This window comes from Vibrio sp. RM-69-4 (assembly GCF_024743775.1).
In the GTDB taxonomy this organism is placed as follows: Bacteria; Pseudomonadota; Gammaproteobacteria; order Enterobacterales; family Vibrionaceae; genus Vibrio; species Vibrio anguillarum.
This window is the reverse complement of sequence record NZ_JAMQXI010000076.1, coordinates 753,620-773,617: the sequence shown is the minus strand read 5'-3', so window position 1 is coordinate 773,617 and position 19,998 is coordinate 753,620. Positions and strand designations below refer to the sequence as shown.

At 45.5% G+C, this 19,998-nt stretch carries 18 protein-coding genes; 14 read left to right on the top strand and 4 right to left on the bottom strand.

Annotated features, from left to right (window positions below):
- The first annotated feature begins 234 nt into the window (after positions 1 to 234).
- The gene (locus NB504_RS15745) at positions 235 to 2,598 is read left to right on the top strand and encodes a DNA polymerase II (protein WP_258429404.1); all 2,364 of its coding nucleotides are present in this window, start codon (positions 235 to 237) and stop codon (positions 2,596 to 2,598) included.
- A gap of 24 nt (positions 2,599 to 2,622) precedes the next feature.
- On the opposite strand, the gene NB504_RS15740 is transcribed toward NB504_RS15745, so the two are convergent.
- The gene (locus NB504_RS15740) at positions 2,623 to 3,390 is read right to left on the bottom strand and encodes a nucleotidyltransferase domain-containing protein (RefSeq protein WP_258429272.1); all 768 of its coding nucleotides are present in this window, start codon (positions 3,388 to 3,390) and stop codon (positions 2,623 to 2,625) included.
- 134 nt (positions 3,391 to 3,524) lie between these two features.
- Here NB504_RS15740 and yeiP point away from each other — a divergent pair, with 134 nt between their 5' ends.
- Both yeiP and NB504_RS15730 read left to right on the top strand, forming a co-directional pair.
- A complete protein-coding gene (yeiP, locus tag NB504_RS15735) occupies positions 3,525 to 4,091 on the top strand; it encodes an elongation factor P-like protein YeiP (protein WP_013856610.1) in 567 nt (188 codons plus the stop codon).
- 2 nt (positions 4,092 to 4,093) lie between these two features.
- Positions 4,094 to 4,414 carry an HI1450 family dsDNA-mimic protein gene (locus tag NB504_RS15730; protein WP_010319022.1) on the top strand — a complete coding sequence of 107 codons (321 nt, stop codon included), beginning with the start codon at positions 4,094 to 4,096 and terminating at the stop codon, positions 4,412 to 4,414.
- A 98-nt stretch (positions 4,415 to 4,512) separates the two neighbouring features.
- Here NB504_RS15730 and yqfB read toward each other — a convergent pair whose 3' ends face one another.
- A complete protein-coding gene (gene yqfB, locus NB504_RS15725; RefSeq protein ID WP_010319023.1) occupies positions 4,513 to 4,857 on the bottom strand; it encodes a N(4)-acetylcytidine aminohydrolase in 345 nt (114 codons plus the stop codon).
- Between the two features lie 191 nt (positions 4,858 to 5,048).
- Between yqfB and hutC the strand changes: the two genes are divergently transcribed.
- The 6 genes from hutC (at position 5,049) to NB504_RS15695 (ending at position 12,265) form a co-directional block, all read left to right on the top strand.
- Complete coding sequence (gene hutC / locus NB504_RS15720; RefSeq protein ID WP_258429403.1) at positions 5,049 to 5,762, top strand: histidine utilization repressor; 714 nt, start codon at positions 5,049 to 5,051, stop codon at positions 5,760 to 5,762.
- Positions 5,763 to 5,889: 127 nt separating this feature from the next.
- Positions 5,890 to 7,104, top strand: a complete 1,215-nt coding sequence (gene hutI / locus NB504_RS15715) for an imidazolonepropionase (protein ID WP_258429271.1) — start codon at positions 5,890 to 5,892, stop codon at positions 7,102 to 7,104.
- Positions 7,097 to 8,110: a formimidoylglutamase gene (hutG, locus tag NB504_RS15710; RefSeq protein ID WP_258429270.1), complete on the top strand. Its 1,014-nt coding sequence runs from the start codon at positions 7,097 to 7,099 to the stop codon at positions 8,108 to 8,110. Before hutI ends, hutG begins: the two co-directional genes overlap by 8 nt.
- 77 nt (positions 8,111 to 8,187) lie before the next feature.
- Complete coding sequence (hutU, locus tag NB504_RS15705) at positions 8,188 to 9,885, top strand: urocanate hydratase (protein WP_013856604.1); 1,698 nt, start codon at positions 8,188 to 8,190, stop codon at positions 9,883 to 9,885.
- A 12-nt stretch (positions 9,886 to 9,897) separates the two neighbouring features.
- Positions 9,898 to 11,430 carry a histidine ammonia-lyase gene (gene hutH, locus NB504_RS15700; protein WP_258429269.1) on the top strand — a complete coding sequence of 511 codons (1,533 nt, stop codon included), beginning with the start codon at positions 9,898 to 9,900 and terminating at the stop codon, positions 11,428 to 11,430.
- 109 nt (positions 11,431 to 11,539) lie between these two features.
- On the top strand, positions 11,540 to 12,265 hold the full coding sequence (locus tag NB504_RS15695) for a DUF3581 domain-containing protein (protein ID WP_026027168.1): 726 nt from the start codon (positions 11,540 to 11,542) through the stop codon (positions 12,263 to 12,265).
- A 141-nt stretch (positions 12,266 to 12,406) separates the two neighbouring features.
- Here the strand turns inward: NB504_RS15695 and NB504_RS15690 are convergent, their stop codons facing one another.
- Together NB504_RS15690 and NB504_RS15685 are read right to left on the bottom strand one after the other, a co-directional pair.
- Complete coding sequence (locus NB504_RS15690; RefSeq protein WP_258429268.1) at positions 12,407 to 12,898, bottom strand: isoprenylcysteine carboxylmethyltransferase family protein; 492 nt, start codon at positions 12,896 to 12,898, stop codon at positions 12,407 to 12,409.
- 50 nt (positions 12,899 to 12,948) lie between these two features.
- Positions 12,949 to 15,984, bottom strand: a complete 3,036-nt coding sequence (locus NB504_RS15685; protein ID WP_258429267.1) for an FAD-binding and (Fe-S)-binding domain-containing protein — start codon at positions 15,982 to 15,984, stop codon at positions 12,949 to 12,951.
- 275 nt (positions 15,985 to 16,259) lie between these two features.
- Between NB504_RS15685 and NB504_RS15680 the strand changes: the two genes are divergently transcribed.
- The 5 genes from NB504_RS15680 to NB504_RS15660 all read left to right on the top strand — a co-directional run bounded on the left by NB504_RS15680 (position 16,260) and on the right by NB504_RS15660 (position 19,926).
- Complete coding sequence (locus NB504_RS15680) at positions 16,260 to 16,949, top strand: DUF3334 family protein (protein ID WP_026028133.1); 690 nt, start codon at positions 16,260 to 16,262, stop codon at positions 16,947 to 16,949.
- A 127-nt stretch (positions 16,950 to 17,076) separates the two neighbouring features.
- The gene (locus NB504_RS15675; protein WP_017042255.1) at positions 17,077 to 17,760 is read left to right on the top strand and encodes a DUF2786 domain-containing protein; all 684 of its coding nucleotides are present in this window, start codon (positions 17,077 to 17,079) and stop codon (positions 17,758 to 17,760) included.
- Positions 17,761 to 17,865: 105 nt separating this feature from the next.
- Entirely contained in the window at positions 17,866 to 18,843 is a 978-nt protein-coding gene (locus NB504_RS15670) for a J domain-containing protein (protein ID WP_094125746.1), read from the top strand.
- A 172-nt stretch (positions 18,844 to 19,015) separates the two neighbouring features.
- Positions 19,016 to 19,198 (top strand): hypothetical protein, encoded by a 183-nt coding sequence (locus NB504_RS15665; protein ID WP_010319035.1) that lies wholly within the window; start codon positions 19,016 to 19,018, stop codon positions 19,196 to 19,198.
- Positions 19,199 to 19,527: 329 nt separating this feature from the next.
- Complete coding sequence (locus NB504_RS15660) at positions 19,528 to 19,926, top strand: hypothetical protein (protein ID WP_064625499.1); 399 nt, start codon at positions 19,528 to 19,530, stop codon at positions 19,924 to 19,926.
- The last annotated feature ends 72 nt before the right edge of the window (positions 19,927 to 19,998 follow it).

Sequence of the window (19,998 nt, the reverse complement as noted above, 5' to 3'; positions counted from 1 at the left end):
GCACGACTTTTACATGATTTTTTGACAAATTTGAACCTAAACATAAAAATGCAACCAGCCTCATAAAAATACAAAACCAAAACAAATCATAAAATTAAAATGCATACACCATACCAATTAACGGTTATTTGATCTCCATCGCCCGCTTACTCACCTCACTGAAATTCGTTATTTACCTCGTAGCTCTGATATGATGCCCTCCCCCAAGGTTACGACTATTTGGATTTATTACGCTTGGTTATTCAACACGGTTTTTTACTTACTCGCCATGCAAGAGACCTTCATGGCTCGACTCATATTGAGTTGTGGTTGAGTACGCCTCAAGGTCCAACCCAACTGATTATCCGTGGTGAAAAACCCGTTTTCTTCATACCACAGAAAGATGTACCACAAGCGCAAAAATTAGCGTTAGAGCGGCAGCTCTCTATCGAATTAAAAACATTGGATTTGGAAGATTTTGAACATACCCTCCTAGCGGGTTGTTATTGTCAAACGATTCAAACGCATGCTGAGTTTTCGGCACTACTAAAGCAACATCATATTCTGACGTTAGAAGATGATATTAAGCTTGCCGACCGCTTTCTTATGGAGCGTTTTCTTAAAGGCAGCATTGAAATCACTGGACGGCTTACCCAGGCGTTTTCCCACTCAAAAATAGAACAGGCGAAATGTCGACCGGGCAACTATCTTCCTCATCTGAAAGTGGTTTCGCTGGATTTAGAGTGTTCTGAAAAAGGCATTCTCTACTCGATTGGTTTTGATAGCCCAATGGACAGCCGCGTAATCATGATTGGTGAGCCCGAACCTTGCGATACCCCAATTCAGTGGGTGAAAGACGAATACGCATTGCTCAATGCTCTCATCGATTGGTTCACTGAGTTCGACCCTGATGTAGTAATTGGCTGGAGCGTGATTGATTTTGATTTTCGCTTACTCCACAAAAGAGCCGATTGGCATAAGTTAAAACTTGCGATTGGTCGCGGTAAACAGCACAGTTTTTTTCGTAGTTCAAACCAGAGTCAGCAAGGGTTTATCACCATTCCCGGGCGAGTCGTGTTGGATGGAATTGATACATTAAAAACAGCCACTTACCAATTTCGTTCTTGGTCATTGGAATCAGTATCAAAGGAGCTCTTAGGCGAAGGAAAAGCGATTCACAACGCTCATGATCGAATGGATGAAATCAACCGTATGTTTAAAAAAGACAAACCTTCACTGGCGAAATATAACCTGCAAGATTGTGTGTTAGTGAATAAAATCTTTGAACATACCCATTTGCTGGATTTCGCCATTGAACGTTCCCGTCTCACGGGTGTGGAGCTAGATCGCGTCGGCGGTTCTGTCGCCGCCTTTACCAATCTCTATTTACCTCAATTGCATCGCGCGGGTTACATCGCACCTAACTTACACTCCGAAAATTGGGTCGCAAGCCCCGGAGGCTATGTGATGGACTCCATCCCTAACCTCTACGACTCTGTGTTACTTCTTGATTTTAAAAGCTTATATCCCTCGATCATTCGTTCATTTTTAATTGACCCACTTGGCTTGATTGAAGGGCTAAAAATTCCGATTGGCAAAGAGGATAATCAAGCGGTAACGGGATTTCGTGGTGGTCAATTTCACCGTACCAAACATTTTCTTCCAGAAATGATCGAGAAATTATGGGCTGCGCGTGATGTGGCGAAAAAGAACAATAACAAAGCCTTTTCACAAGCGATAAAAATCATCATGAACTCTTTCTACGGGGTGCTTGGATCGTCAGGTTGTCGTTTTTTTGATACTCGTTTGGCGTCCAGTATTACCATGCGCGGACACGAGATCATGAAGCAAACTAAAAAGTTAATTGAGGCGCAAGGCTATCAAGTGATTTATGGTGATACCGACTCAACCTTTGTCTCTTTAGGTGGTCAATATTCACAGCAGCAAGCGGATCGCGTAGGAAAACAACTGGTTGAACACATCAATCAATGGTGGACGACCCACTTGCGTGAAGAGTACCGATTGGAATCGATGCTGGAATTGGAATACGAAACCCACTACCGAAAGTTTCTGATGCCAACCATCCGAGGTTCAGAAACAGGATCAAAAAAACGCTATGCGGGATTGATCGGTGAAGGAGAAAACGAGCGGCTAATTTTTAAAGGGCTTGAGAGTGCAAGAACAGACTGGACTCCGCTCGCACAACGCTTTCAGCACCAACTTTATTCGATGATTTTTAATGGTGAAGACCCTGCGGCGTTTATTCGTGAAATCGTTGAGCAAACTCAAACCGGTCAACTCGACCATGAGCTCGTGTACCAAAAACGGTTGCGTCGCAAACTGCATGAATACCAAAAAAACGTACCGCCACAAGTAAGAGCTGCGCGACTTGCTGATACGATAAACCAGCAGTTAGGCCGACCATTACAATATCAAAATCGAGGTCGTATCGAATATCTCATCACACTGAGTGGTCCTGAGCCTAAAGAGTATTTAAAAAGTCCTATCGATTATCAGCACTATATCGATAAACAATTGCAGCCAGTCGCAGAAGCCATTTTGCCTTTTGTTGGCTTGAATTTCGAACAGCTCAGCCAACCACAACTTGGGCTATTTTAAGAAGTACGACGATCTAGCCAGCGGTTAACCAATCCGAAACTCTGTTTTTTGGTACTGCTTTGCCAGCCATTGACCATAACTGTCTAGAATCCCAATCACTGAACGTTTGGCGATCACTCGTCCAGAGAGCAAAATACCCAATCTCTCAATGTCGATTTTTTTCTCCGGGTGATAACGTAAAAACTGCTGCCCGCATTCGATAGGATCATCAAACCAATTTTTATCACGATACATAATCAAAGAATAACTGGCGCGCAGTAATTTCTTGGCAATGGCTACTTGCGCCTTGCTCTGTTCGCTTTCAGAACTGGTTTTTGCAATTTTATCACGATAAAAAAAGACCCAATCTGCGATGTCCATATTCCAGTGTTTAGCTATTTCCCAACTGGGTTCGAAATCGCCAAAGCATTCCGCCAGATCATCACCCAAGATACAAACGCAACAATGGCGCAACATAAATCCCCACGTAAAAATGCTCTCTAAAGTGGCTACCTCGCTCACGAGTGCAGTTTTGATCGAGACTTCGGTGATATGTGGGGAACTTTTCTGAAATCGCCATTTTATCGTATTCAGCAGAGTTGCTCGTTGCTCGGAGAAATCACGGTGCGTGACCAACACTACATCCAAATTGGAGCGCCCATAACGCGCAGTTCTGCGCGCCACACTGCCATAAAGGTAAAGACTATGTAGATTGTCACCTAACCCGGCACGCAGAAACTTGATGAGATCATCGATAGCCGCTTGATATTCAGCCTGAAAGGGTTGTTTTGGGTCAATAACCGATAAATACATAGCAAAAAGCGTTAGTTAATTTAAGAAAAAGTACACGCTGTCATGTTCTACTATGCAAAGCAATCAATCAAGATATTCCTTTTCGAAAACGGCAAGGTATAATGCGCCGAAACTAAGTATGAAGGAAAAATTCCATGCCAAAGGCGAATGAATTAAAAAAAGGGTTTGCTATTATTTCTGGTGGCAAGACGCTATTGATCAAAGATATCGAAGTGACCACTCCTGGTGGCCGCGGTGGTTCTAAAATCTACAAACTACGTTGTACTGATTTGAACACTGGCGCTCGCGTTGATGAGCGTTTAAAAGCCGATGACTTTGTCGACACCGTTGACATGAACCGCCGTGCGGTTTCGTTTTCTTATGTTGATGGCGATGAGTACATCTTTATGGATAACGAAGATTACACTCAATTTACGTTTAAACAGGCCGATATCGAAGATGAGCTACTGTTCATCACTGAAGAAATCCAAGGTATGTATGTGGTTGTCGTTGACGGTGTTGCGGTAGCACTAGATGTCCCTTCATCTGTTGAGCTTGTGATTGAAGAGACTGATCCTTCCATCAAAGGTGCTTCAGCTTCTGCGCGTTCAAAACCAGCACGTTTAAGCACTGGCCTTGTCGTGCAAGTTCCTGAATATGTCGCAACTGGCGACCGTATTATTATCAACACCGCTGAACGCAAATACATGAGCCGAGCATAATAATGTCTGATTTGATTTCTTACGACGATGCCATTGATGCGGCTTACGACATCTTTCTTGAAATGGCACCCGATAATCTAGAACCTGTTGATGTCATCCTGTTTACGGCACAATTTGAAGACCGTGGCGCGGCTGAACTGCTTGACGTTGGTGATGATTGGGTTCAACACGTGGGTTTTGACGTCGATAAGGAAGCTTACGCGGAAGTATTGATCGGTCTTGTCAACGAAGAGGACGACGTACTAGACGATGTGTTTGCAAGAATGCTCGTTAGCCGCGACCCAGACCAAAAGTTCTGCCACATTCTGTGGAAGCGTGACTAACCTCATTACTGTTGCTGCGTTTTATAATGAAATCGTCGTGACACTGTCTTGAGGCAAACAGCAATAACGCCAATCGTGATTGATTGGCGTTATTATTTTTAAGCGTGATCTTTTTCTAGAGCTTTCTCTTCAACCAGTTGATAGTGAATTACATACAACTGTTCAATATTGGGATAAATGTCTTGAATCACCTCTTTCAGTGTCGTGAGTGACATATTTTCTTGCTCTGCATGGTAGTGGCTTAATTCGCTAAATAGGATCGGTTCAACCTTATTGATTAACAAGCGGCAGAACTTTCGTCCCTCTTCCAACGTACTCACCTCGACAATAGAGCCAACTTGGTAGTGCTTTTCGCTCTCATCACGAATGGTGATCACTTTCTTTTTCGCCAAAATATCCGCTTCAAAACGAGCGAAAAAAGTCATTTCTGTTGGAGCTGTCATCGCATTTTCTCTTTATTATTTAAACCACAAGTTACGACGCCATCTTACCGTGACACTGACCCTTTGTCGTCGATAGCTGCTTCACCAATTCACAGTTTTAGCCGATGATGATCGCAAAGCCTTATCTAAATATTGCATTTCCCAGCGACTTCGTTAATTATTTGTATATTCAAATAAAACTCATCATGCCCATGTCAAGCTCACCACTTTATAGACAAATAAAACAATTTATTTTAGATAACATTGAATCCGGACACTGGCCTGTCGGCCAACGCATAAGCACCGAGCTAGAACTGACTGAGCAATTTAATGTGAGTCGGATGACGGTGAATAAAGCGATACGGGATCTGGTAGCTGATGGAAAACTGCAACGCCGACCAAGGCTAGGTACTTTTGTTTGCGCTGTAGAAGACAAAGCGGAATCACCGCTACTTGATATTCGTAATATTGCTGACGAGGTCGCTAGCCGAGGGAAGCAATATCGCAGTAAAGTCTTAAAGCAACTTGCGTTAACAGCAGATGAAAGTGTCGCTATCAAACTCGGCGTCATGCTAGGATCTTCTGTTTTTTATAGTGAAATCATTCACTTTGCCAATGATACTCCGATACAACTGGAAGTACGTTGGGTCAATAGCCGCTACGCGTCCCACTATCTTGAACAAAACTTCTCGTTCATGACGCCCAATCAATATCTTTCACAAAACTGCCCATTAAGTGCAATTGAGCACACTGTTGAAGCCATTATTGCCGAGCATCACATCAAACAATTGTTGCAGTTGGCCGTCAATGAACCCTGTTTACTACTTAATCGCCGTACCTGGAGTGGCGATAAGTTAGTCAGCTCTGCACTGCTTTATCACCCGGGCTCGAAATACAAATTAACCTCTAAAGTGATGCTCGATTAACGCTACACATTTCAACATTCGATCACACTTTTGCAACATTCATCTTGCACCGCCTGCGCTTTTGCCTTATTTATTTGTATATACATTTAAATCAGCAGCGCACTAAGCGATAACGGTGACAATAAAGATGGATCTAATACTGACCAACGCGCGTATCGTCAGCATGGAACAAGGAGAGCTTGGCTATCAGCCTAGCTCTCCTAAAACTGTGGTGATAAAAGCGGGCAAAATTGACGCCTACTTTGATAGCCACATTCCCATCGCCGCCGCGCCAGAACACAAAGTCATAGATTGCCAAGGCAAGCTTATCACTCCGGGGTTGATAGATTGCCATACTCACCTTATCTATGCCGGTAACCGCGCCAATGAGTTTGAAATGCGCTTGCAAGGTGTTCCCTACCCAGCGATCGCCAAGCAAGGCGGCGGTATTTTATCAACCGTCCACGCCACCCGCACCGCATCCATTGACCAATTGGTTGAGTTGGCACTACCAAGGTTAGAGGGGTTGCTGCGTTCCGGTGTCACATCCGTTGAGATCAAATCGGGCTACGGTTTAACGCTCCATGATGAGATAAAAATGCTCAAAGCGGCTAAGCACCTTGAGGATCATCGCCGCATTAAAGTCGTCACAACACTGCTCGCCGCTCACGCCATTCCACCAGAATACCAACACCGCTCAGACGATTATGTTGAGCATATTTGTCAGGAAATCATCCCTCTGGTGGCCGAACAAAAACTCGCTTCGAGCGTCGATGTGTTTTGTGAATCGATTGGTTTTACGCTGGCACAAACAGAAAAAGTGTTCCAAGCCGCAATTGCGCATGGGCTGCAAGTGAAAGGTCATACCGAGCAGTTATCAAACCTAGGGGGAAGCGCTTTAACCGCCCATTACCAAGGTTTGTCTGCCGATCATATCGAATATTTAGATGAGCAAGGTGTGTTTGCACTCGCCCGTTCCAATACCGTGGCAACCTTGCTACCCGGTGCTTTTTATTTCTTACGTGAAACCCAACGCCCACCGATTGATTTACTGCGTCAGCATCATATTCCAATGGCCATCGCAAGTGATTTCAACCCCGGTACATCGCCGTTTGCTGACCTCACTCTTATGATGAATATGGCGTGCACACTGTTTGGCTTAACCCCCCAAGAAGCCTTACGAGGTGTGACTCAACATGCTGCGCAAGCGTTAGGTTTTGCTGATTCTCGCGGCAAAATTGCCACTGGCTACGATGCCGATCTCGCCATTTGGAATATTAGCCACCCAGCCGATTTAAGTTATCAAGTGGGCGTACCGCGTTTGCATGCACGCGTAGTTGACGGAGCATTGACCTATGAATAACCCTACCTTTAGCAACACTCAGCACAGCTTCGAGTGGCAAGGCCGTCACGATGCCGAAGATGGCGAGTTAGGTACACGCGTTCACCATCAAACTCAACGTTGCACCGTCAATACGCTACCCATTCAACAAAACCAAGATGAGAAAGCCATTGCCATTATCGGTTTTGAATGCGATGCAGGGGTGGCCCGCAATAAAGGGCGCATTGGCGCAAAACAGGCTCCCGATGCCATTCGTCAAGCGCTGGCCAACATGGCTTGGCATAAGCACTCTCGCTTTTTTGATCTGGGCAATATTCGCTGTATTGATGATGAACTTGAGCTGGCTCAGCAACGGTGCGCTGATGTGATTGCCCATACGCTTAAACAAACGCCCGTTATCGTACTGGGTGGCGGTCATGAAGTCGCTTGGGCCACGTTTCAAGGCGCAGCGCAATATCTGAGTCAACATGCCATCAGCCAACCACGAATTGGGATCATCAATTTTGACGCACATTTCGATTTGCGTGCTTTTGAGTCAGAGATCGCTTCGGTGCGACCTAGCTCCGGCACTCCCTTTAATCAAATTCATCAATGGTGCGAGCAAAATCAATGGCCATTTCATTACGCTTGCTTAGGTGTGAGCCGAGCAAGTAATACGACTGCACTGTTTCAACGAGCCGATGAACTGGGCGTTTGGTATATGCAAGATAATCAGTTTTCAGCACTGAGCCCGATTGATCATCTGCGTGAACTGCAACACTTCATTGACCAGTGTGACTATCTCTATTTGACGATTGACTTAGATGTCTTTCCAGCTGCAACGGCGCCGGGAGTCAGCGCCCCAGCGGCACGTGGCGTAAGTTATGAAGCGCTTGCCCCTTATTTTGACAAAATTTTCTACCACAAAAATAAGCTGTTAATTGCCGACATTGCCGAATACAACCCGCAATTTGACCAAGACAATCAAACTGCTCGTCTCGCGGCAAGGCTGTGTTGGGATATCGCCAATGCCATGACCGACGATTAATCGCTACACCTCACTAAACCCGATACTGGCACCATAACAACAATAGCGCCACATTGTGAAACACAAGGAGTCTCAACATGACGCAACCCCATACTCAAGAGCAACGTCTTGATACCACGCGCACCATTCGCGCCCCTCACGGTACAACACTTCGAGCCAAATCGTGGTTAACCGAAGCGCCACTGCGCATGCTCATGAACAATCTTGACCCAGACGTTGCAGAGCACCCACATGCACTTGTGGTGTATGGTGGCATTGGCCGCGCGGCCCGAAATTGGCCGTGCTTTGATAAAATTGTTGAAGTGCTTGAACGCCTTGAAGAGGATCAAACGCTCTTGGTTCAATCAGGCAAACCTGTCGGTGTTTTCCCGACGCACAAAAATGCACCACGTGTGCTAATTGCCAACTCAAACCTTGTACCACATTGGGCCAACTGGGAGCACTTTAATGAGCTCGATAAGCAAGGTTTGATGATGTACGGTCAAATGACGGCTGGCTCATGGATCTACATCGGCTCACAAGGCATTGTACAAGGTACTTACGAAACCTTCGTCGCCATCGCTAAACAGCATTTTGCTGGTAGCGCAAAAGGCCGCTGGGTGTTGACTGGCGGCTTAGGTGGCATGGGCGGCGCTCAGCCATTAGCGGCAACCATGGCTGGGTTTTCCATGATTGCGGTCGAGTGTGATGAATCGCGCATCGACTACCGCTTACGCACTGGTTATGTCGATAAAAAAGCCACCAGCTTAGATGAAGCCTTGGCGATGATCGATAGCTCGGAGACACCGATTTCTGTCGGTTTGCTAGGTAATGCCGCCGATATTTTTCCACAGCTAGTTGAGCGTAATATCACCCCCGATGTGGTGACAGACCAAACCTCGGCCCATGACCCACTCAATGGTTATTTACCCTTAAATTGGAGCATGGAACACGCCGCTCAAATGCGCACTCAAGATGAAAGCCAGGTGGTCAAGGCGGCCAAAGCATCGATGGCCGTCCAAGTTCAAGCGATGTTAACGCTGCAAAAACGCGGCGCTGCCACACTCGACTACGGCAACAATATCCGCCAAATGGCTCTCGAAGAAGGAGTGGCAAACGCTTTTGACTTCCCAGGATTCGTACCAGCCTACATTCGCCCACTGTTTTGTGAGGGGATTGGACCTTTTCGCTGGGTCGCCCTGTCTGGCGATCCCGAAGACATTTATAAAACCGATCAAAAAGTGAAAGAGTTAATCCCTGATAACCCCCATCTACATAACTGGCTAGACATGGCGCGCGAACGCATTCAATTCCAAGGCCTACCAGCTCGCATCTGTTGGGTGGGTTTGAAAGATCGCGAACGTTTAGGCCAAGCCTTTAACGCGATGGTGAAAAGTGGCGAGTTAAAAGCGCCAGTCGTGATTGGTCGCGACCATTTAGATTCCGGCTCGGTAGCAAGCCCAAACCGTGAAACTGAAGGTATGCTAGATGGCTCAGACGCTGTTTCCGATTGGCCGCTGCTCAACGCACTGCTCAATACAGCCGGTGGCGCAACTTGGGTGTCACTCCACCACGGCGGTGGCGTAGGTATGGGCTTTTCTCAGCACTCTGGCATGGTGATCTGCTGCGATGGTTCAGATGACGCAGCGCAACGCATTGCGCGTGTTTTACATAACGACCCAGCCACAGGTGTCATGCGCCATGCTGATGCAGGTTATGACATTGCGAAACGCTGTGCTAAAGAACAAAAGCTCGACCTGCCAATGCTCAACCATGAACTCGCGCAACTGAAGTAAGGACAAAAAAACATGTTAAATCTTGTTATTAAACCGGGCCAATTGAGCTTAAAAGCACTGCGTCAAGTAAGCCGAAAGCCGGTCACCGTATCACTCGACTCCAGCGCGATAGCGGGTATTGAAGCAAGCACACAAGTCGTTGAACAAGTGATTGCCGAAAATCGTACTGTTTATGGTATCAATACGGGGTTTGGCCTACTTGCCAATACTAAAATTGCCCCTGAAGATTTAGAAACCTTGCAGCGCAGCATCGTGCTTTCACACGCTGCGGGCATTGGTAAATTCATGGCGGATGAAACCGTTCGCTTGATGATGGTACTCAAAATTAATAGCCTTTCCCGTGGGTATTCTGGTATTCGACTTGAGGTGATCAACGCCTTGATGGCGTTAGTTAATCACCAAGTCTACCCCTGTGTTCCGCAAAAGGGATCGGTTGGCGCATCGGGTGATTTAGCGCCTTTAGCACACATGAGTACGGTACTGCTCGGCGAAGGGCAAGCTCGCCACAACGGCGAAATTATCTCTGGACTGGACGCGTTGAAAATCGCAGGGCTAACTCCTATTACTTTAGCGCCAAAAGAGGGGCTCGCGCTACTCAATGGCACACAAGCCTCTACCGCATTTGCCCTAGAGGGGTTATTTGCCGCAGAAGACTTATTTGCCTCCGCCATTGTATGTGGTTCAATGTCGGTCGAAGCGGCGCTGGGCAGTCGCCGCCCGTTTGATCCGCGCATTCATCGCGTTCGCGGCCATCGCGCGCAAATGGATGCCGCCAGCGCTTATCGCCATGTACTTGACAACCGCAGCGAGATTGGTGAATCCCACACCGCATGTGAAAAAGTACAAGATCCGTATTCACTGCGTTGCCAACCACAAGTGATGGGCGCGTGCTTACAGCAAATTCGCAATTCGGCTGAAACGCTAGAAGTGGAAGCCAATGCCGTTTCCGACAACCCTCTGGTGTTTGCAGACGATGGCGACATCATCTCTGGCGGTAATTTCCATGCAGAGCCCGTCGCGATGGCTGCGGATAATTTGGCGCTAGCGATTGCCGAAATCGGCAGTTTGTCAGAACGACGCATGGCACTCTTGATTGACAGCGCGCTCAGCAAGCTTCCACCATTTTTAGTGGACAACGGTGGCGTTAACTCTGGCTTTATGATTGCGCAAGTGACGGCGGCAGCGCTAGCCAGTGAAAATAAAACGCTCGCCCATCCGGCTTCGGTTGACAGCTTACCCACTTCAGCCAACCAAGAAGATCACGTGTCGATGGCAACGTTTGCTGGTCGTCGTCTGCGTGATATGAGCGAAAACACGCGTGGTATTTTAGCGGTCGAGTATCTTTCTGCCGCGCAGGGGCTCGATTTCAGAGCGCCCAATAAATCCTCCGCATTGGTCGAACAAGCGAAACAAATCCTGCGTAAAAAAGTTTCGTTTTACGATAAGGATCGCTACTTCTCGCCAGACATTGAACAAGCCAATACCTTGCTAGAACTGGCGGTACATAACTCGCTCATGCCGGAAAATCTTCTCCCTAGCCTATAATGTTACGCTATTGAGCCTCGCTCTCTGTGAGGCTCTTTTTACTGATTGGACCATTCATCGAGTGGAGTTGACTTATAATCGCGTCAGTTTTGGCCATACAGCGTGCATTATGTCTCTTACATCTTATTTCTCTCATCAAGATCAAAAATTCCAGTTCACTCGCCAACAAGCGAGTCACTTTGCTAAAAAAGTGGCGGGAGATTTCAACCCAATCCACGACGAAGACAGCAAGCGTTTCTGTGTTCCGGGCGATTTGCTCTTTGCAGTATTGCTGCAAAAAGAAGGCATTAGCCAAAAGATGCGTTTTGATTTTTCAGGCATGGTCAGCGATGGCATTGCACTGCACATTGAAAATAAGTGTATGAAAGAGAGCGCTCTTGTCGATACTGCCGGCAAAGAGTATCTACACATGAGCCGTGAAGGCCAAGTAAGCCACAACACCGCATTTATCGAACACGTTGTGACGAACTATGTGCAGTTTTCTGGTATGAACTTCCCGCACATCATGGTGCCATTGATGGAAGAAGCGCAAATGATGATTAACTGCCAGCGCCCATTAGTCATCTATGAAAGCATGGAAGTGGAATTTGAACGTTTAGACCTCACTTCACCTGAAGTTGAGTTTTCTGGTGCGACGTTTGATGTCGACGGTAAACGTGGCATTGTCACGCTTAACTTTGCCTTTAAAGAAAACGGTCAAATCGTAGGGAAAGGGGTAAAGCGCATGGTAGCTAGTGGCCTGAAACCTTATGACCAAGAAGCAGTCGATGATTTAGTTAATCGCTTCAATGAACGTAAAGAGATGTTTTTAGCTCAATTTTCAAAAGCAGCCTAACCGTATTCTTTTCACTATGGCTTGAGCTCTTTTGCCCATTATCTAGAACCATGTTTGTTGTCTAGAACCATGTTCGTCGTATAGATTGCTGCCCCGCTATTCTCGCGGGGCTTTTGATTTCAGATGCCTTACGACATTCAACTATATCCAGCGCCTGACACGCTGCTTGTAATCGACATACTCTTCGCCAAAACGCGCTTCCAGCACTCGCTCTTCTGGATAAATCTGAAAACGATTCATAAACCACACAAATAAAAATGCGACCACGAGGCTCAACCCATTGTGTTGCCAATAGGCCACACCAAACAACAGAAAAAATAGCCCCAGATACATCGGATTCCGCGAATAACGGTAGATACCGCTATCCACAATACACGATGTCGTTTCTGGTTTGGTTGGATTGACCGTAGTTTTCTTGCGACGAAATTCGTAAATCCCCAGTAAACCAACGATGCCAGATAAAACAAAGCAAATCGCAAAGACCACTCGAGGCAGAGGTAAAGCGAGGCTTGCAAACTCAAAGCTGTATGAGATGCGATGCATTAACAGTAGCGCCACAATAAATATCGCCACTGGGGGTATTTTCAATTCAAATTTTCCCATGCTGCTCCACCTGACTGTACTTCGCTCCAAACCAATATCGACAGTATAGTAAAAAGCCCAGTAAGGTCTGGGCTTAGGGTTTACAACAATGCCAGTAAAGCTTGTAACGGATGCTTGGGTTTTACCTGTTCAAATCGTTTCACTTGACTGCGGCAGGAATACCCTGTGATCAAGCAACGCTCTTTGGGCAGTTTTTCTAAACTTGGCTTCCAGCTTAAACCATAAATATCTTTCGACATCTCCAGCTTATCCTGTTCGTGGCCAAAGGTTCCAGCCATGCCACAACAACCAACTGGCACCGTTTTTAACTGAGAACCAAAATGGCTAAATATCGCGCCCCACTCTTTTTCTGCATTCGGTAGTTTGGTCTTTTCCGTACAATGAGCAAACAGATACCAAGGCGCGTCACTGTGGTTTTGGTGATGGTTAAACTCCGACAAACGTGGCAACAGCCACTCATGAACGGTCAACACATCAAACTCACCACGCTTATCGCCAAGAATTTCGTTGTACTCATCACGGTAGCAAAGCACTAACGCTGGATCGACACCGACCATTGGAATATTGAGATCAGCCACTTGTGACAAAAACGCAGCGGTGTTTTTCGCGGTAGCTGTGAATTGCTTTAAAAATCCTTTGATATGCTGCGCTTTACCATTGGGTTTGAATGGCAACAGTATCGGATTTTTGCCTAATTTGATCAGCAATTGCACGAAATCTTCAACCACCTCAGCATCGTAATAACTGGTGAATGGGTCTTGAACGATAATCACATGTTCAGCGCGATCTTGCTGTGACAGCCCAGCGAGGCGCTGCATATCGAATTTCACCACTTGGCCTGCGACACGCTTTGCCAACGTCGGTACCGAAAGCAAGGGCGCATCAACGTAACCAACGGTTGAAGCGGTGAGGCTTAGTACCCATTTCTGAGCCAATACCCCGTTCACCACTTGCGGAGCCTTTGCCATGACCGGCAAAAGCGTTTCAATATTCGCGACGAGATAATCCTTAGCCGGACGCTGATAACGTGAGTAGTAGATATTTAAAAAACGAGAGCGAAAACTCGGCACATCCACTTTGATTGGACATTGGCTGGCACACGCTTTACACGCCAAGCAGCCGTTCATCGCTTCATACACTTCATGTGAAAAATCGTACTCGCGCGATTTATTGAAAGAGTTACGCACGCGATCAATCATAGTTTTGATGGTTGGGTTTGACTCCAACACTTGCTTCTCTAGGTCGAGAATATCCACACCCTGCTCGGTAAGTTGGCGTAACCATTCACGCACCAAACCGGCACGACCTTTCGGTGAGTGACGACGATCCGCCGTGACTTTCATCGACGGGCACATCGGCGAACTGGTGTCATAGTTAAAGCATAAACCGTTACCATTACACTCCATCGCCTGTTTGAAACTGTCACGGACCTTCACATCGATTTGACGATCAAAATAGCCGCGTTTGGTGTCCGTGACTTTGACCAATTCAAAATTGGTCTCAAGTGGCGTACATATTTTGCCGGGGTTCATTTTATTGTGCGGGTCAAAGGCGGCTTTAACGCGTCGTAATTCAGTAAATAGCTCCTCACCAAAAAACGCGGGGCCATATTCGGAGCGATAACCTTTGCCATGTTCGCCCCACATTAAACCGCCATATTTTGCCACCAGCTTGACTACCTCATCAGACACTTCATGCATCAGAAGCTCTTGCTGTGGGTCACACAAATCCAAAGCAGGACGCACATGCAGCACGCCGGCATCCACGTGGCCAAACATGCCATAACTGAGATTTTTACTATCCAGCAAGGTACGGAATTCGCTAATAAAATCAGCCAAGTGTTGAGGAGGAACACAAGTATCTTCAGCAAAAGCAACGGGTTTAGCCTTGCCTTTGGCCGCCCCTAATAACCCCACCGCTTTTTTGCGCATGTTGTAAATCAGGTTAATGCTCGCCAAATCACTACACACTTGATAGCCAATGATGCCCGCTTGTTCTTGCTCAAGCATCTGATCAAGACGCTGCGTCAATGAAGCGACCTGCGCGGCGACCTCTTGCTCGCTTTGGCCTGCGTATTCGACCATGTTGATGCCTTGCATCTCTTTGCCCGGAACATCCGCTAATAACTCGCTGACGCTATGCCAAACAATATCTTGCTTAGCTAAATTTAATACTTTGGAATCGACGGTTTCAACCGATAACGCATTGGCCGCTACCATTAAAGGGGCATTACGCAATGCCGAATCAAAGCTGTTGTACTTCACATTAACTAAGGTGCGAGCTTGGGGGATAGGCGTCAGATTCAAGGTTGCTTCTGTGATGAAGACCAAAGAGCCTTCTGCGCCACAAAGTACCCGAGTGAGATTAAAGTGATCACGTTCTTCATCAAGCGCATTTTTAAGATCGTAGCCCGTCAGAAAGCGGTTAAGAGGTGGAAATTTCGCCACAATTTGTTCGCGCTTGCCACGGCATACCGCTTCGGTCACTTGCAAAGCGTTTGCAGCAAAAGTACCACTTTCAGGCAAGCCTAATGAGAGATCCGATTCAAGTACCGAGCCATCGGCAAAAACGGCTTGCAGAGACAAGACATGATCCGACGTTTTGCCATATTTTAAAGAGCCCTGCCCTGACGCATCGGTATTGATCATGCCACCAAGTGTGGCTCGGTTACTGGTCGAAAGATCCGGTGAGAAAAAATAACCTAATGGTCTGACCGCATCATTTAATTGGTCTTTCACCACACCAGCTTGTACTCTTACCCAACCTTCATCAGCATTAATTTCAAGCACTTGGTTCATGTGACGAGATAAATCAACCACAATACCTTTGGTTAACGACTGGCCATTGGTACCAGTGCCACCACCGCGCGGTGAAAAAGTGACTCTCTCAAACTCTGGTTTTGAGCTAATCTTACCAATAAGTGCTACGTCATGAGTTGATTTGGGATGCACAACGGCTTGAGGCAATTGCTGATAGACACTGTTATCAGTCGCAACAGCAAGTCGGCTAGAGTATTGTGATTCGATATCGCCGCTAAACCCCTCGTTTTCGAGTTGTTGTAAAAAGCTCAAAACGACGGGATCGACGTCCGTTTGGTGATGAAGTCTTGGTAACATTTGCTTCCTGCCCCTACTGCGCTGATCCAATCAGCTGTGGGTTAATGGTTATTTTGATATTAATCTTTGAATTTCGTCACTTTACAACATTTAAAAAGGTGATCAAATCAGAATCTCAATGCAAGAATGAATCTCTCTAAAAAGTCATCAGTACGACATTTTTCCTGTACACAACATTTTAGCTATATATAGTTAATTAACGCTTTATGCTTTATATATTGATATAGAGAGTTAAATACCGCTTTTAAACTGCAATGCACATTACGGATATCAGAATGAAAAAAAACAAGATTGTTACCACTGAAGATATTTTGCTTAAGCTTTGTCAATCAGTGTCAGGAGTGCTCAGTTCTGCAACGGCGACCAACATTGCTTACTCAGCGATGGTACAAAAAATCAACAAAACGTCACTAAAGCCAGATTTCGGCTGTTTCGTTTTGTTTGATGGTGGCTTCTCTGGGCTCGTTGTTATCAACTTTACGGCCAAGGCTGCGCTGGAAATTTACACCAGTTATATGCGCAACATGGGAATGCCAGAAGAAGAGCTGGCCGTGCTGCACACTTCTGACGAGGTGGGCGATGTACTGGGCGAATTGATGAATCAACTCGTAGGCGACTTCACAAATAAAATCCGCAAAGAACTGCAAACCAACATTACCCAAAACCAACCGAAGATGCTGTCACTCAACAAACAGGTAATTTTGTCGGTAGATACTAATTTAGATCGTCCACAAGCACGCCGAGTTACCTTCTCGACAGAAAGTAATAATATTTTCTATCTTGAACTGGCAATGGATAAAACCGAATTCATCCAACTTGAAGAGTTTGAAGTTCAAGAAGATGAAAGCCCTGATTCAATTTTAGAAGCGACTCAGCAAAAACTGTCTGCCAAAGCAAAAAACGACAAGCAAAACAACAGTGATGATGATTTGACAACAGACCTATTGGATGAACTTGGTATTTAAACCACCAACCTCCTCTCGACTCGCTGCCTGATTTTGGGCAGCGATTCTCCACTTCGCTTTCACTTCCAGCATAAAACCGCTAAAATGTCGGACTTTTCTGAAGTTGTAGAATTGTATTTGCGAATTAATGGATAAACAGAAAGCTCTAAAGAAGATCGCTAAATGTCTTGAACTTGGTAATTCCGCGAATGTGAATGAAGCGGCCAATGCCATCAAGATGGCGCATAGCCTGATGCTGAAGTATGGGCTTGATAAAGATGACATCGAATTTATCAAGATGGGCAAAACCCAATCAACCCATTTACTACCCGCATCCATCACCTCATCACTGCTACGAGTGATCCGTGGTATCAATACTAAGTTTGGTGTAGAAGCGGTGCTACTCAATCATAAAGGACTCAAACGTGTTGAGTTTATTGGTGAGGCCGATCGCGCTATTTTTGCCGCATTCGCTTTTGATATCATTTACCGAGAAATGAACGAGCACACAGGCCAATTTCGAAATAGTTTCGCGGGTAGTGGCACTTCCAGCATGGAAGTCACACGGCGCGTCAATTCGTTCGTTTCGGGTTGGATTGAAGGGGCATTAGAAAAACTTCCAGTGATCACCGCCGATGATGAATCCAATAACAAAATCAATAATTACATTGATAAAGAGTTTCAAAATATTGACCGTGAAACCTTCAAGCAGCAGCTACGTGATGCTATGAAAAATATTACCGCGGATTACGAAACTGGGTTAAAAAAAGGCCGTAAAGTATCTGTAAACCGACCGATTGATGGAGCACCTGCTCCAAAACGTCTTAGATAACCATTAATGCGCTATTCTGCTCTGTGCATTCGATAGAAATGCGCTACTATTTGAACAGAAATTAGCCCCACAAAACATGGTGAAAATTTGAGAGTTGTCCTTAGTTTGTGCCTGTTTTTCTCCTCATTAGTACTGGCTTCTCCTGTTGCTGAGCTAACTGCCCAAGCTCAGCAACAAAACTCAAATGCACAATATCAATTGGCGCTGGCTTATCAGCAAGGGGACAAAGTTGCTGTTAACCTAAACAATGCGTTTTATTGGTTTCAGCAAGCGGCGCAGAATGGACACCCCTTAGCCAAATCTAGGCTAGCCAATCTCTATTTAAAGGGACAAGGAACCCCAAAAGACATCCCTCAAGCTCTATTTTGGCTGACAGACTTAGCCACTAGCGGCGATGTGAATGCTCAATTACAACTCGCTAGAACGTACGAAACACTCCCTTCGCCACCCTCAGCGTTAGAATTGTCAGAAATGTGGTATCGCATTGCGGCAAGTAAGAGTAGCCAAGCCGAAGAGGGTTATGCCCGTGTATTGCAAGAAAAATTCAATCAACAACGTGCAAAACAAGTCTCATCCATCAGCCAATTAGACAGCGCTTTTGACAGCAGCGATGAAGCTGACATGGTGGTCAGCACTGCACCCGTTGATCGCAACTCGACAAGCTCTATCATGACGGATTACTTATCTCTGTTGTTGCTGATGGTACTCCTTTTGATGCTTATCTATCTTTTCCGCTTCTGGAGCCGAAAACGTAAGACCCAGCAACACGATAAAAATAGTCAACACCAGCAAGAAATCGAATCGCAGGCTTTTATGATCAAACAGCAAAAAAGGCAGCTTGAAAGCTTATTCAAAGAGATCAAAAGGCTACAAAACAATCATGTGGCTCAATCTCAGGATCAAAAATTACTATTAGCCTGTGCATTATTTGGCTTTAAACCCAGTGAACTTCCCGATGAAAAAAGCATCAAGCTTCGCTACAAGCAACTGTGCAAAATATACCACCCAGATCTTCAAGGCTCACAAGAAGAAATGAAACGACTCAATGGTGCGTTAAAAATCATCCTGCCTCACGTTAAGTAAATGTTATTTTTAATGCGAAATATTACCGCTCGCGATTAAAACACTCGCTAAAGATAGACAACGCAATCGATCTCCATCTCACTTAAAGTAACAAATAGTTAACTTAATTCTCTTTTATATGGGATAATACGCCGCGAAAATTACACCTAAATCTTCTAGGTGGGGAGAAAACATGTTTACGATTGAAGGTATTTGCGATTGGTGTAAACAACCAAAGCTATTAATAAAACACGAATATATTGATGGGAAATCGCATCACTCATGTGAAAGTTGCAATGAGTTTGCGCGCATGGATGTCAGGCAGTTTAATATTGCAGAGCAAGCATTTCGAGATCGACAGTCACTGTCACATTAGGCATCAATAGCTATACATGAAAAAGCGCCAACACGGCGCTTTTTTACTGCCTATTTTTGAAGCACACCCATTTCAGCGACTATGATAACTTATCTAATTAGTGGCGAGACACTGTTACTAGGATACTTACATTGATCACAAAACAGACAATGGCGCTTTATCTTTGAACAATTTGATTTGTTGCCAAAAATCATTATTAATCAATAAATTAAAACAAAACCTAACGAATTCAAGCTTAGTTATGCTGATAAATTCAGCAAAAAAAACTTGATCAGTATCTACAACTCAAATACTGTATACACATACAGCATGTATGAAAGGACAGTGTTATGCTTCAAGTAAATTTCGCTTCTCAACTATCAGCTCAGTACCCTTTGGCTAATGCCCATCGCTCAGTCAATACGATTGAACAAGCCATGATGTCAAAGCTTGCTAAGCTATCTCAGCACCAACAGCAGTGGATCTTATTCACCTCTGAATGTCCTCGACCACAGTATGAACAGTTTGCTTCTTTCAATATACATTGCGACAGAGTGATCCACATGAAACCCTCTCAAACGTTATCGGAATTAGAGATTGTGATGAAAGCTATCCGCTCCGGAAATGCCAGTGCGATAATCGCGTCAAATACTATTGAGCCTATCAACCAACACCTACTCAAGCAATTAGCGGCCGAGCACCACTGTGATGTATTTTTTGTTGCAGGGAAACAGCAACCGTTTCATTGATCGAGAAAATGCTGTTGAGGGTGAATAATGCTGTATTACCCTCCATAACAGCAAAGGCCTAGCACTGTGGCT

Coding starts and splice junctions, on each gene's coding strand:
- NB504_RS15740 (WP_258429272.1), bottom strand. CDS start 3,390: ATGTATTTATCGGTTATTGACCCAAAACAACCCTTTCAGGCTGAATAT.
- yeiP (WP_013856610.1), top strand. CDS start 3,525: ATGCCAAAGGCGAATGAATTAAAAAAAGGGTTTGCTATTATTTCTGGT.
- NB504_RS15730 (WP_010319022.1), top strand. CDS start 4,094: ATGTCTGATTTGATTTCTTACGACGATGCCATTGATGCGGCTTACGAC.
- yqfB (WP_010319023.1), bottom strand. CDS start 4,857: ATGACAGCTCCAACAGAAATGACTTTTTTCGCTCGTTTTGAAGCGGAT.
- hutC (WP_258429403.1), top strand. CDS start 5,049: ATGTCAAGCTCACCACTTTATAGACAAATAAAACAATTTATTTTAGAT.
- hutI (WP_258429271.1), top strand. CDS start 5,890: ATGGATCTAATACTGACCAACGCGCGTATCGTCAGCATGGAACAAGGA.
- hutG (WP_258429270.1), top strand. CDS start 7,097: ATGAATAACCCTACCTTTAGCAACACTCAGCACAGCTTCGAGTGGCAA.
- hutU (WP_013856604.1), top strand. CDS start 8,188: ATGACGCAACCCCATACTCAAGAGCAACGTCTTGATACCACGCGCACC.
- hutH (WP_258429269.1), top strand. CDS start 9,898: ATGTTAAATCTTGTTATTAAACCGGGCCAATTGAGCTTAAAAGCACTG.
- NB504_RS15695 (WP_026027168.1), top strand. CDS start 11,540: ATGTCTCTTACATCTTATTTCTCTCATCAAGATCAAAAATTCCAGTTC.
- NB504_RS15685 (WP_258429267.1), bottom strand. CDS start 15,984: ATGTTACCAAGACTTCATCACCAAACGGACGTCGATCCCGTCGTTTTG.
- NB504_RS15680 (WP_026028133.1), top strand. CDS start 16,260: ATGAAAAAAAACAAGATTGTTACCACTGAAGATATTTTGCTTAAGCTT.
- NB504_RS15675 (WP_017042255.1), top strand. CDS start 17,077: ATGGATAAACAGAAAGCTCTAAAGAAGATCGCTAAATGTCTTGAACTT.
- NB504_RS15665 (WP_010319035.1), top strand. CDS start 19,016: ATGTTTACGATTGAAGGTATTTGCGATTGGTGTAAACAACCAAAGCTA.
- NB504_RS15660 (WP_064625499.1), top strand. CDS start 19,528: ATGCTTCAAGTAAATTTCGCTTCTCAACTATCAGCTCAGTACCCTTTG.